Source organism: Paenibacillus sp. JJ1722 (assembly GCF_048282685.1).
GTDB lineage: Bacteria > Bacillota > Bacilli > Paenibacillales > Paenibacillaceae > Paenibacillus > Paenibacillus polymyxa_B.
Window position 1 is genome coordinate 3,149,218 of the sequence record NZ_CP182500.1, and the last position, 13,045, is coordinate 3,162,262.

The window sequence follows — 13,045 nt, forward strand, 5'->3', positions numbered from 1 at the left end:
GTCTCCGGTCAAGGATCAACTTTCATCTATTGCTTTTCGAATATCATAATCATTGATATCGATATCTAAATCCATTCCAAGTGCCAACTTTGCCAGCTGATTTCCAATAAAGGGGCCCATGGTCAACCCGGATGCTCCAAGCCCATTTGCCGCTATAAGACCATCCCAGCCTGGAACAGCTCCGATCACCGGTAGAAAACCGGGTGTAAAAGGACGGAAACCAACTCTTACCTCCTGAAAAGTGCTGTTTGCTAAATCAGGGGCCAACTCTAAACCTTTATCCAGAATTTCCTGCATCCCACCTGCTGTTACTCTCGTATCGTAACCTTCGATTTCATTTTCGTGAGTCGCCCCTATTACGATCTTCTGTTTATCAAAAGCCAGCAGATATTGATCAGAAGGCGGTATGACTACAGGCCAAGTGCCTGTGTCTTGCCTATTAGAAACCTGCAAATGCATAATTTGTGCTTTTTGATAACTAACCTTAAAATGAATGCCCAAAGGCAACAGTAGTTGATTTGCCCATGCACCTGCACAAACAATGACCTTGTCAGACGAGAAGCTTTGTGCACCGACCACTACTCCCGTTACATGGTCGGACTCATATTGAAGCGTAGCATTTCCTTGTATAAGGACCGCCCCGTTTTTTTGTGCTGATCGGACCAACGCATCCCGCAGCGCACGCCCATCTATTCGGGCGGCACCGCTAATATGAACAGAATGATAACCTTCTACTAACAAAGGAAACCGTTCATGGGTTTCTTTTTCATTTAGCCGGGTAATTTCACCGATTTCCGGTGCATCCGCTTGTCGTAAGTGTGCCCGCTCCTCCATTTTTTTGATTTTCTCCAAATCATCATGAATACTGAGAGCCCCCACTTGAGCATAGCCAGTTTCTGTTTCTCCCTCGCTTTTGAGTTCTTCAATCAACCCAGGGTAAAAACGCGCTCCCGCTTTGGCTAGTTGGTACCAAGCCTGATTGCGTCGCTGTGATAGCCAGGGACAGATAATGCCAGCAGCGGCATCAGTAGCCTGTCCTTTATCTTTACGATCTACAATAATGACATTAGCACCCATTTTTGCTAGATGGTATGCTGTCGATGCCCCCAGAATTCCTGATCCGATTACGATGACCTTCTTCATGATTACATCCCTTTCCTAAATCACTGTATCCATTATAGCGAATAGTGCATGAATGCATAAAGTTTGAAATTAATATTTTAAATCCTTATAAAGTTCTTAGAATTGATCTTTAAAGTAGTTGTCAGAACAAATGAAAAGGATGAACTGATATGGATAACATTATTTTACAGACTAAAAATCTCTGCAAAACCTTCGGACGACAACAGGCGGTGAACAACGTTACACTGTCTATTCAGGAGAATTCCGTCTATGGACTACTTGGCCCAAATGGGGCTGGAAAATCAACCACCTTGAAAATGTTAACCGGTATGCTACGCCCGACATCCGGTGAGATTTTATTTCAAGGAAAACCCTGGTCCCGAAAAGATCTTGCTCAGATCGGCGCACTGATCGAATCCCCTCCACTCTATGAAAATTTGACAGCTAGAGAGAACCTCAAAGTTCGTACAACGTTGCTGGGATTGCCTGATTCGCAGATTGATGAAGTGCTGAACATTGTTGATTTGACCCATACCGGGAAAAAGCGCTCGGGCCAGTTCTCGATGGGTATGAAACAGCGGCTGGGCATTGCCATTGCTCTCCTCAATCATCCCAAGCTATTGATCTTAGATGAGCCAACCAACGGACTAGACCCCATTGGTATTCAGGAGCAACGCGAGTTGATTCGCTCCTTCCCGAAGCAAGGAATTACCGTAATTCTTTCCAGCCATATTTTATCCGAAGTCGAACAAATCGTTGACCATGTCGGTATCATTGCCGGCGGCGTATTAGCTTATCAAGAGGCGGTCACTCCAGGACAAAGCCTGGAATCGTTGTTCATGCAGATTGCACAGGAATACCGAAAAGGGGATGAGTAGGATGCAGCAATATATAGCCGCCGAACATCTAAAATTAAAGCGTACCTTCACAAAAAAGTTGGTCTGGCTTGCCCCCATCGCTACTCTTCTTCTGTGTACCGTACTCATGGGGGGACGTATGCTCCAAAGCGCCAGCTACAATTGGTGGTATTTCATGCTGCTGCCAGGTGCCCTCACCTTAATGTGCTCAGGAGTGATCCAAAAGGATTGCAAGAAGCTGAAATACCGTGCTGTCCTCGGCATGGCTGTAGATTTGGCTCAGGTATGGTACGGTAAAATCGGGGTTTGCGTAAGACTCTTAATGGTTTCCTTTATTGTCCTATTTATAGGGATAACTCTTGGCGGATTCGTATTCTCAACTTCTGTGACACTAGCAGGAAGCGTTGCTGTAACTCTAATCCTCTTCATCACCTTTTTGTGGCAAGTTCCACTTTGCCTGTTCCTGACGGACCGAATAGGCATGTTTGCCACTCTAATTATTAATATGCTGGGCAACGTATCCTGCACCATTTTGTTCGCTACGTCCTCTGTGTGGTGGGCGGTCCCTTATGCTATTCCAGCCCGATTAATGTGCGCCGTCATTAAAGTGCTACCTAATGGGCTTGCCGTTCCTTCAGGAGATCCGCTTTTGGATAAAGGCGTGATTGTGCCCGGCCTAGTGATCACAATCTGCCTGTTTATAATTCTGTCGATACTGACGGCGATGTCCTTCCGCAAGCGGGAGGCTAAATAAGATGATTTCTTTTTTCCGCTATCTGAAATCCGATGTGCTTAAACTTAGAAGGCAGCCCTTACTGCTTGTGCAGCTGTTTGTGCCGCTTTTAGGCATAGCAATCTTTCTAGCCTATTATTCCTTTACTCCGTATTCACCGATTTCAAAGGTGGACGGCTATTTGCAGGTCTTGGCCGTGGTTCTTCCTACCATGATTGGTATTGTCTGCTCCATTGCTGTTGAGCAGGAGGCAGTCGCTGGCAATTTCCAGCAGCTATTGATCTCGCCAGTGAAGCTGCTACCTTTCCTGAGCAAGCTCAGCCTGCTCCTGATCTTGGGATTTGGCAGTGTGCTGCTTGCCTCCGGTGGCTTTGGGGCTGGCTATATATATCTTATGAGAGAGTCACCGTATGGCTTGAAGTTTTATGTGTTGGCTGCCTGCATTCTGTTTATGTCCAGTGTATTCCTCTATTTTCTGCATTTTTTCATTAGTTTGCGGTTCGGCAAGGGAGCTTCCATCGGTCTAGGCATTATGGAGAGTCTATTGTCCGCTTTGCTTCTTACAGGGCTGGGTGATCATAATTGGATATTCATCCCCTCTGCTTGGACTGCCCGGTTCATCACGATCTGGGTGCAATACGGTATAAACTCAGCAGTATCTATTCCTGAATCTATACGGCTTGATTCGGGAGTCAGATATTGCGTAGTAGGGACCGTAGTCATCATGGTATTATTAGGATTATGGATTTGTCGTTGGGAAGGACACAATTCGTCGGAATAAAGACTAGAGTAAAGAAAGCAAGGGAAGTGAATTAAGCATGGCAAACTTGTTGGCCGTTGATGATGAACCCGCCGTTTTGGCACTCCTTCAAAATATTTTGCAGAAAGATGGCCATGTTGTCACGGTGGTCTCCGACTCCCCACAGGTTCTCACTATGCAGCTTGGAGCCTTTGACCTCATCCTGCTTGACGTGATGATGCCTACCATGGACGGGTTCACACTCTGTCGGGAAATTCGCAGCAAAATAGACTGCCCGATCCTGTTCCTCACCGCAAAATCCATGGAGAACGATGTGATGTTAGGGCTTGGGGAAGGGGCGGACGATTATATTGTCAAGCCGTTTGGTGCTGGAGAGTTGCGCGCAAGAATCAACGCCCATCTCAGACGGGAGAATCGTGAACGGCGTAATGTATTCTGCATCGGGGAAGTTCATTTCAATCTGTCCGGCAAGGAAATCACCGTTCAGAATGTTGTAGTCCCGTTTACCAAAAGCGAATATGAGATATGTAAGTTTCTAGCCCTGAACTGGGGACAGGTGTTCCCTAAAGAGCAGATTTACGAAGCTGTCTTCGGCTTGGATGGGGACAGCGATTCCGCCACCATCGTGGAGCATATTAAAAATATCCGAGCCAAGCTTGGCAAAGTAGAGGTTTCGCCAGTGGAGACGGTTTGGGGAATCGGGTACCGATGGAAGTAACCAAAGTACAGCAAGCATGCAAGACAACCAAACTACGAACCATTTTTCTGGGTTATTTAGTTATGTTCTGTATCGGGACGATTGCGCTCGCTCTGTTCCTGGTTCTCATCTTCTATGTCCTGATGTCTTGTGGGACCATTCTCCCCGCGAACTATGCTGAGAATCAGGTGCGGGCGGACAAGACAATCATTGAAGCTGGCAAGACCCTACAGCCGGATTCTCGGCAGAAACTGTATAAATACGCATCATTCACTTCGGAAGGCCGCCTCAATGAGGGAAACCTTTCTGAAAAGCAGGCTCAAACTGCTTGGAGTGTTACGCAGCAGAACGATACTGCTTATCAATTTCCCTATAACTATGTAAAAGTCTCACATCATGATAAAGTTACTGTGATGCGCTATTCTGTCTCGGCTCAGTTTGAACTTCCTATCCTGCGTCAATACCTGCCGAACGCGGAATTGTCCTTTTTTGCCGTGTTCTGTATCGCCTTTCTGGGGGGAGGTGCCTTGCTGGCTTCCTCCTTCGGACGAAAGCTGGCACGTAAGATGAGTGGGTTGCAGCAGGCCACCAAACAAATTCAAGCACAGGATCTGGACTTCTCAATCGAATTCAGTGGCGTGATGGAGATCGATCAGGTGCTGCATTCCATGGATAAAATGAAAGAAACTTTAAAGACTTCGCTTCACAAACAGTGGAATCTGGAAAGATCACGTCGCGAGCAAATATCCGCCCTGGCACACGATGTCAAAACACCACTCACTATCGTTCGTGGAAACGTAGAGCTGCTGTCCGAGACCGATCAGTCCGAAGAGCAAAAGAACTATACGGATTATATATCGGAAAGCACCAGGCAGATGGAGCAGTATATTAAGACTCTTATTGAAATTTCAAAAGCGGAAACGCTTGTCACCCTGCGGGCGGAAACGATGGATTCTGACTTCTATTTAACGAAAGTGAAAGATCAAATAATAGCCTTGGCTGCTGTCAAAAAAATATCTGTAGCATTCGCTGCATGTAACCTCCCTAAGACGCTGTATGCAGACCCAGTTCTACTTGAGCGCGCCATTATGAATGTTGCTTCTAATGCGGTAGATCAGGCACCTGAGTATAGCGAGATCCAGGTGATCGTAGAATCTGTGGAAGACGGCATTCAGTTCAGCATCTTAGACGAAGGCTCGGGCTTCTCTACAGAAGGTCTCAAACAGGCCGCCGAGCAGTTTTATATGGGTGACTCGTCCAGAAGATTAAGCGGGCATTACGGGATGGGCCTGTATATAACAAAATCCATTGTCAACCTACATGGCGGAAAGCTGATTATTGCCAACTCCACCCAGACAGGCGGCGGACAGGTAAGTATTAAAATTCCACTCAGGTCATTACCGATATGATCGTCAAATTTTTAAAAAAAGATCATCTACTATCTAGGTTAGTTCAATTTCATCAGGCATACGCCTCTTCCTTGTTCTATGCTTAAACGATATAAAACGCTACTGACATTTATATATCAGTAGCGTTTTATCATTTTGCATCGGAATGAAGACACTCCTGACACAACCAATGTCGGCTGAAGGAGTTAAAACCTATGATCCAGCTTCAATTAGATGAGAGCAACATATCAAATATTGAATGGTACGATAGGCTTTACGATTACCAAAAAAAGATAGATCAGCAACTGAAAGAACTTCAGGAAATTAAGGATATGATTGAATTGAAATTGCAAACCGGGCAAAAATTTGGCCATAACTTTTTGCCACTTGAAAACCAAACTTAATCTGTTTTCGATACCTGATCGCTCTGCTTGACCTAGTGTTTACACCAGGTTGTAAGATGTGCATTAGAGTCCTTCCTAGGATTCCACATCATACAAAAGAGGAGCTTATAAACATGAACAATACAATAGCAATAGGAAAAACAGGATTAAAAGCATTTAAACTTGGTTTTGGAGCAGGTGTGGTAGGTAATTCAATGATGTATCCAAAAGTCGATGATACTCTAAGCCGACAATTAATTAGGACTGCCCTTGAAAAAGGGATCAATTTCATTGATACCGCATTTCTGTATGGAATGGGCCACTCTGAGGAGTTAATCGGTGAAGCCATCCGGGATTATGGTGGCCGTGAACATCTTGTAATATCTACTAAATCTTCTTCTAATACCCAATTTAATCAAGGCCATCTGGAAGTCGACAACAGTCCAGCTGCATTACGTAAGGCTGTGGATGACAGCCTGATGAGATTACAGACAGACTATGTTGACATTTTCTTTCTTCATTTTCCCGATAGCCGTACCCCGCTGGCTGAAGCTGCTGACACACTTGCAGAGCTGAAGAAGTCAGGGAAAATCAAAGCCATTGGCGCTTCAAATTTAAGCTTTGAGCAGCTTCAGGCTTTTAATGCTAATAAGCACTTGGATGTTCTTCAAGCTGAATACTCACTATTGGTTCGTCATGCAGAAGCCGACGTTATTCCTTATTGTCTAGAGCACGAAATTTCACTGATTCCTTTTTTCCCGCTCGCATCAGGTCTGTTGGCCGGTAAATATAAGAAGGATGATGTTTTTAATGACACTTCACGAATGAATAATCCTTTATTTCAAAAAGAAGCATTTCTCGCAAATTTGGAACGCGTGGATCGCTTCAAAGCATTCGCGAAAGACAAGGGTGCAGATCCTGCACAGATTGCGCTAGCTTGGCTATTAACGCGTCCAGCCGTTGATCTAATTATTCCAGGTGCAACCAAGCCTGATCAAATCGAGTCCAATCTTCAAACTCTGGGTGTTCGACTAACAAGTGACGAGCTTAAGCAACTCGATATTCTTTTCAATCAAGATAACTTGTTTACAGAGTAACAGTTTGTCATTGTTCTACATACACTTCCTAATACACAAAAAGGGTTCTAAAGTGAAAACTCTAGAACCCTTTTTTTGCAGAAGCATTTATTTTGTAATCGTAATTTGTTTGGATGCAGTATTATAGTTCACCTGATACCCCGAAAGCTCGCTAATCACTCGTAGTGGAACCAGCGTGTAGCCGTTAACAATAACCGGAGCTGTGATGTTCGTCGAATAACTCCGGGAGTTGTTTAACTCATACACGGCAAGGGTCGAATTCTTGACTTGAAGCACTACTTGTTTGCCATCTGTAGGTCGAGTCAGAATGATCTTTTTGGTCGCCTTTTCATAATTTACCTCGTAACCTATCCGTTCACTGATAAAGCGCAGCGGGACCATCGTCGCCCCATTTATGATTCGCGGAGCCTGAGCCATCGTCGTAGCACGACCATCGACATAAGCTGATTTAGCTCCTGGTGTCAGGGTGAACGAAGTTGAATATGAGGAAACCGCATTGTTAGGGTATGAGGACGTTGTACCAGAAGTTGTTGTTGTAGAACTCGTCCCGGATGATGAACTACTGGTACCGATCGCTCTATTGCGAATAGCTTCTAACCGATCCAGCAAATCGCTTTTACGGGTTCCGCTCGGCAGATCACTGATTGCATCTCTGGCAGAACGCCAGTCCGAGGCATTCAGACTGTTTTCTGCAATTCGCATCAAATCTCTCGCTTTCTCATAATTCGATGAACTAGATGACGAAGAAGAATAGTAACCATCCGAATTCGTGCGTTCTGATATCTTTACACCGCTAGATTCTCTTCCATTACTATTGACAGTTACGACCTTAATCTCATACCAGCGTCCTTCTCGCAAATCCGTGATTTTATAGGACTCAGAGCTTGTAGTTCCCTCATAATCTCCATCAACATATATCTTCACCTTGTCGGCTTTACTCGGCATATCGTAGGTGATTTTGATCCAGGTGTCACTTTTGCTATCTACTTCAAGATTGGACACTTCTGACGAATTGGAGGACGTACTGTCCGTTGTGGCAGTCAGTCTCACACCGGAGGACAATGCACCTGTGCTTCGCTTGGACCTAATCGTGAACGAATAGGCCTGCCCTGAAGAAAGATTGTTGAATGTATAGGATGTTCCTGATGAATCGGTTACCAGTTGCCCGTCCTTATACAGACTGACTGTACTAATTCCGCTGGGTCTCGTCCAGGAAACAGTGACGCTATAGTTATTAACTGATGTCACTGAAGCTCCTGTCACTTCGGGCACGGTATCAACGCTGAGCGCTGAGGTCGTAACCGGAATACTGATTCCTCCAGAGATGTTGCCGGATTTGTCAATAGTCTTGACCAGAACTGTATAATTTGTGGAGGCAATCAATCCACTGAACGTATAGGACGTCCCTGTAGTTCGCTGCACTTCCTTACCATTTAAATAGATGATCGCTTGGCTCAGGTCAGCATCCTTAGGCAATATGTAATTTACGGTAAAAGCGTTATATCCGACATTCGTCGCTGTCAGCCCGCTTACCTCTCCTGGAGGTGTCTTATCTACAGGGACATCAATGGAAGCCGTTTTGGCCTGTACTGTCGTACCTTGTGATTCATCTCCGCTCTTATTCACCGTCTTCACTCGAAAGGTATAGGTCGTATTCGGCTGTAAACCGCTCAACATATAAGAGTTACTTCTAATATTATCTACATACACATCGTTAGTGACACCAACCACTTTTACATGGTCGAAATTAAGGTCCGACGGATTGGTCCAGGACAAATTTACTTTTGTTGTTTCTGTAGGAACCGCTGTCAGATTGCTTACCTCTGCCGGCGCGATATTCGCAGTAACCATTTGGCTCGACATTACTTTTAGCATTTGGTTGAGATAGGTGTTCTGACCATAACCTTTTGTTAACGTAGTCACTTTCGTGCCTGAAGTAACCGGCACATTACGACCTTGAGCGGTTGCTAATTTGGTATGTAACTGTGCTGTATTCAGTCCTGTCAGATTTGAGTTATGCCTCTCAGTCGGCAACGCGCTAGCCACTGCATCGGGGGCCAAAATGCCATATCCCGTATTTAAAATCAGTGTAGCCGTTGCGAACGGAGCCATCCATTGACGCAAACGTTTTTTATTCATGATCTATGCTCTCCTTGATACCAGTATGGAAATTTTATTTGTCAAAACTAATAAGTTAAGCTTATAAACCCTTCTGCTGCCATCCAGCTTTTAAAATTCACACTATAATGTACACACGTTCATTTAACTGTTATCGGAATTTGCATACAAAATGTTTAGGCTTCACACTAGCATTTTTACTGATAGGGTCGCGCAAACAACTTGTGCTAAGCCTTCGAACTTGATCAGCTTAGTGTTTTTTCTTACTTCAAGCCATCTTTTTAAGCCCTATTGTTTGTTTCAATTTCATCACTTTTTGCTCGGCTTCTCGATAGCGTGTTAATATCAGAGTGACTTTATATTTTATATTTTTGCTTTAATAGATTAGATCATGCAACCAGTGAATATAGATACATATTTTGACAAGATAAACGAAATTACGATCATCGTTTCCGGGCACGCTAAGCTGTGGTACGTTGGAATCAGCGAAATGAAGCATTGATGTGAGATACTTCAGTCATGTGAAAGCTCTGACATAACCTTGGGGTTCAGCTGTAAATATTCGATATATCGTAACTTTCTACCGTTTAATAACATTGCATTATAGGATATATTAAATTTTAAGCAATAGGAGAAGGAGGTGTATTATGTTCAAAAATGCCTTTAAGATGTTTGGTGTCATTGGTAATATTGAAGCGATTTCATATCTACTGCTTGTGTGTATCGCTATGCCGCTTAAATACGCAGCTGGAATGCCGCAAATGGTAAGCTGGGTGGGTATGATCCATGGGGTACTGTTCGTGGCTTATGTCATAGCTACTGTGGTCATGCTGATTCTGCGGAAAATAACGCTACTGCAAAGTCTTGCAGCCTTGATTGCATCGCTGTTGCCGTTTGGCCCCTTCATTTTTGATCGTAAGGTGCTTAAGAAAGCCGAAGCACGTGCCAGTCATACCAGCCCGATAAAAGCTACATAAGCATGTACAAGGGAAAGTGCCAACACAATAACGCGGCTTTCTCTTCCCACTCATGCAGCAGTATACAAAAACAACCGATGGCTCTAAACCACTCGGTTGTTTTTGTATACGCGAATTGTAAATTGTTACTTTCCCACAGCAGTAAGGGAGACCCTAACTTTGTCATTCTTTTCGTCCCTTTCTGCTATATTTATGTAATCACAACAACTAATCTCTCGGGTAATTTACACTCATAATATCCATAAAAGGAACTTTTTCTGTTTCTCCATTACTCTCCACATGAACCTTTCCCGTTCTCGGGTCCATTTTAACGATCTGTCCGCGGGTTGTTTCTTGGCGTCCCCATACGGTCAATACGATTTCGGATTGCTCACGTTGTGCTTCTACAAGCTGATTCCCGATTTCCTCCAGTACAAATTCATCCCGAGTAGGCCGTTTGGCTACCTTCGCTTTTGCCATTTGCTATCACCCTTCCTTTCGTGCAAAATCAAAATCAAATTCATTCCATTTTACCATACTTTTCATCATTTGGTGCTGGTAATGTGAGTAAAATTACGTCTCAGAACCACTAAAAAGCCAAGTTCTCAAAAACGAGAACATCGGCTTTTTAAAGTTGCTTGTTGGAGCTCATTAGGAGCGATTGAAAATCGAAGAGACAGGATTATTTGACCAACTGTGGAATGTAATCCACGATATTATAAATAGGAGCACTGCTCTGTTGCGTAACAGCCAAAATTAATGCACCTTCGAGCATCGAAATGATAAGTACCGCCAGACTGTGTGCCTTTTCCTCTGTCCAGCCCGATTTCTGAAGACGCTCCATATAAATGCGCTGCCAATCTGCAAATGTATTCACACAAGCATGACGTAGCGATTCGCTAATACAGGAAGTTTCCGCAGCAGCCCAGAAGCCAATCGGCATGAAGTCGTTAAAGCCGGTACGGTCTGCCTCCTCAGCTGTATTACGAATAAAATTCTGAATGGCTAGTACAGGATTATCGTTTTCGTCCAGTGTCTGTTTTAATTTTTGCTTAATAAATTCATTCCCTCTTCTTATGCACTCCAAAGCTAATTCTTCTTTACCACGCGGAAAATAATAATAAAGTGAGCCCTTCGGTGATCCACTCTCCGCAAGAATCTGATTCAGTCCGGTCGCGTGATACCCCTGATGAAAAAAGAGCTTCGATGCGGTTTGTACGATATTCTCGTATGATTCGGGTTTAGCAGCCATATACAGCATCCTTCATTAATATATTATTTATAATTTACTTTGACAAAAAAATAACAACATGTTTATTATATATAGACCGATCGTTATAATTCAATACCCATTAATTTATTGGAGGAACAAAAACAACATGAGTACAAAGAGTCAAACGAGTTCACCCTCTGAACCCAAAACATTCAAGGTGCTACCTATTATGATTGCCCTGCTCCTTAGTGGCTTTATTGGAATGTTCAGTGAAACGGCACTTAACATTGCACTGAATGATTTGATGCAGATTTTGCATATTACAACTGCAACAGCCCAATGGCTGACGACCGCTTATCTGCTGACACTCGGTATTTTAGTACCTGTATCGGGATTGCTGATTCAAACCTTTACGACAAGACAGTTGTTTGTTACATCGTTGCTGTTCTCAATAGCTGGTTGCCTCGTTGCTGCACTTTCACCTACTTTTTCAGTGCTATTGATCGCTCGTATTCTTCAGGCCATAGGTACAGCGCTGTTATTGCCGTTGATGTTTAACACCATCTTGATCATTTTCCCGGCTGAAAAGAGAGGCGCGGCTATGGGGATCATCGGATTGGTAATTATGTTTGCACCTGCGGTGGGACCTACCATTGCAGGACTGGTACTGCAAAATCTGTCTTGGCACTGGATCTTCTGGATTTCTCTTCCGTTTTTGGTTCTCTCGCTAATTTGCGGTATTTTATTTATGCAAAACGTTTCAAAAACGACCAAGCCCAAAATTGATCTTTTATCTATCCTCCTGTCTTCCATTGGCTTCGGCGGTGTCGTGTTTGGTTTCAGTAAATCCGGAGAAGGTGGCGAAGGTTGGGCTAGCCCGATGGTTCTGCTTCCTGTGATCGTCGGTCTGGTATCGTTGATACTGTTCTCTGTACGTCAATTGAAAATGAAGCAGCCAATGTTGAATTTGCGTGTGTTTAAATATCCAATGTTCGTTATCGGCGTTATTATGGTGTTCCTATGTATGATGACGATCCTTTCTACGATGCTGATTCTTCCACTCTTTTTGCAAAAAGGGCTGGCTCTGTCTGCTCTAGCAGCAGGTTTGGTACTTCTGCCTGGTGGGATTATCAACGGTCTCTTGTCTCCCATTATGGGCTCCCTATTCGATAAATTTGGTCCCAAATGGCTTGTTATTCCAGGCCTTGTGATTGTGGCCGCTGTTTTGTTTTTCCTGTCCGGCATTACAACAACTTCAACTCTCGTACTCATTATTGTGCTTCATAGTTGCTTGATGATCGGCATTTCCATGATTATGATGCCAGCTCAGACAAACGGCCTAAACCAGCTCCCTATGGATCTATACCCAGACGGAACGGCCATTATGAGCACGCTCCAACAAGTTGCTGGTGCTATCGGTACAGCCGTAGCGGTAAGCATTCTCTCGAAAGGCATGGACAGCTATTTGAGCCAATCCAGTATGCCTGAATCCGTAAATGAAATGGCTAATGCCATGGCAATCGGATCACAAAATTCATTTTTCTTTGCGATGATCATCAGTGTGGTCGGTTTGATCCTTGCGTTTTTCATCCGCAGAGTTCATGTTGAACATGGCACTGCCAAAGCACCCATGCATTAATTCATAAATTTTTTTCCATCCCAAATTAAAAATATCTAAATATACTTAAAGGCTGCTAACCATCTCACTATTGGTTATGCAG

The 13,045-nt window shown here is 44.0% G+C and carries 13 protein-coding genes; 9 read left to right on the plus strand and 4 right to left on the minus strand.

The window, feature by feature from the left end; all coding sequences use genetic code 11:
- Positions 1-15: 15 nt before the first annotated feature.
- On the minus strand, positions 16-1,143 hold the full coding sequence (locus ACM1ND_RS13755; protein ID WP_418026159.1) for an NAD(P)/FAD-dependent oxidoreductase: 1,128 nt from the start codon (positions 1,141-1,143) through the stop codon (positions 16-18).
- A 149-nt stretch (positions 1,144-1,292) separates the two neighbouring features.
- On the opposite strand from ACM1ND_RS13755, the gene ACM1ND_RS13760 reads away from it, so the two are divergent.
- The 7 genes from ACM1ND_RS13760 (at position 1,293) to ACM1ND_RS13790 (ending at position 7,037) form a co-directional block, all read left to right on the plus strand.
- Complete coding sequence (locus tag ACM1ND_RS13760) at positions 1,293-2,000, plus strand: lantibiotic protection ABC transporter ATP-binding protein (RefSeq protein WP_068938799.1); 708 nt, start codon at positions 1,293-1,295, stop codon at positions 1,998-2,000.
- A 1-nt stretch (position 2,001) separates the two neighbouring features.
- Positions 2,002-2,733: a lantibiotic immunity ABC transporter MutE/EpiE family permease subunit gene (locus ACM1ND_RS13765; RefSeq protein ID WP_418026160.1), complete on the plus strand. Its 732-nt coding sequence runs from the start codon at positions 2,002-2,004 to the stop codon at positions 2,731-2,733.
- A gap of 1 nt (position 2,734) precedes the next feature.
- Positions 2,735-3,493, plus strand: a complete 759-nt coding sequence (locus ACM1ND_RS13770; RefSeq protein ID WP_418026161.1) for a lantibiotic immunity ABC transporter MutG family permease subunit — start codon at positions 2,735-2,737, stop codon at positions 3,491-3,493.
- A gap of 37 nt (positions 3,494-3,530) precedes the next feature.
- The gene (locus ACM1ND_RS13775; RefSeq protein ID WP_068938789.1) at positions 3,531-4,190 is read left to right on the plus strand and encodes a response regulator transcription factor; all 660 of its coding nucleotides are present in this window, start codon (positions 3,531-3,533) and stop codon (positions 4,188-4,190) included.
- Positions 4,181-5,578 carry a HAMP domain-containing sensor histidine kinase gene (locus tag ACM1ND_RS13780; RefSeq protein WP_339200188.1) on the plus strand — a complete coding sequence of 466 codons (1,398 nt, stop codon included), beginning with the start codon at positions 4,181-4,183 and terminating at the stop codon, positions 5,576-5,578. Before ACM1ND_RS13775 ends, ACM1ND_RS13780 begins: the two co-directional genes overlap by 10 nt.
- A gap of 194 nt (positions 5,579-5,772) precedes the next feature.
- Positions 5,773-5,961 carry a hypothetical protein gene (locus ACM1ND_RS13785; protein WP_418026162.1) on the plus strand — a complete coding sequence of 63 codons (189 nt, stop codon included), beginning with the start codon at positions 5,773-5,775 and terminating at the stop codon, positions 5,959-5,961.
- A gap of 113 nt (positions 5,962-6,074) precedes the next feature.
- Positions 6,075-7,037 (plus strand): aldo/keto reductase, encoded by a 963-nt coding sequence (locus tag ACM1ND_RS13790; RefSeq protein ID WP_418026163.1) that lies wholly within the window; start codon positions 6,075-6,077, stop codon positions 7,035-7,037.
- A gap of 87 nt (positions 7,038-7,124) precedes the next feature.
- On the opposite strand, the gene ACM1ND_RS13795 is transcribed toward ACM1ND_RS13790, so the two are convergent.
- On the minus strand, positions 7,125-9,176 hold the full coding sequence (locus ACM1ND_RS13795; RefSeq protein ID WP_023988843.1) for a stalk domain-containing protein: 2,052 nt from the start codon (positions 9,174-9,176) through the stop codon (positions 7,125-7,127).
- 626 nt (positions 9,177-9,802) lie between these two features.
- Between ACM1ND_RS13795 and ACM1ND_RS13800 the strand changes: the two genes are divergently transcribed.
- Positions 9,803-10,132 (plus strand): DUF3817 domain-containing protein, encoded by a 330-nt coding sequence (locus tag ACM1ND_RS13800; RefSeq protein WP_023988844.1) that lies wholly within the window; start codon positions 9,803-9,805, stop codon positions 10,130-10,132.
- A 207-nt stretch (positions 10,133-10,339) separates the two neighbouring features.
- Here the strand turns inward: ACM1ND_RS13800 and ACM1ND_RS13805 are convergent, their stop codons facing one another.
- Together ACM1ND_RS13805 and ACM1ND_RS13810 are read right to left on the minus strand one after the other, a co-directional pair.
- Positions 10,340-10,591, minus strand: a complete 252-nt coding sequence (locus ACM1ND_RS13805; protein WP_023988845.1) for a YolD-like family protein — start codon at positions 10,589-10,591, stop codon at positions 10,340-10,342.
- Between the two features lie 202 nt (positions 10,592-10,793).
- Positions 10,794-11,363 carry a TetR/AcrR family transcriptional regulator gene (locus ACM1ND_RS13810; RefSeq protein WP_023988846.1) on the minus strand — a complete coding sequence of 190 codons (570 nt, stop codon included), beginning with the start codon at positions 11,361-11,363 and terminating at the stop codon, positions 10,794-10,796.
- A gap of 127 nt (positions 11,364-11,490) precedes the next feature.
- Here ACM1ND_RS13810 and ACM1ND_RS13815 point away from each other — a divergent pair, with 127 nt between their 5' ends.
- Positions 11,491-12,963, plus strand: coding sequence for a DHA2 family efflux MFS transporter permease subunit (locus ACM1ND_RS13815; RefSeq protein ID WP_053325537.1), 1,473 nt, complete (start codon positions 11,491-11,493; stop codon positions 12,961-12,963).
- Positions 12,964-13,045: the final 82 nt, after the last annotated feature.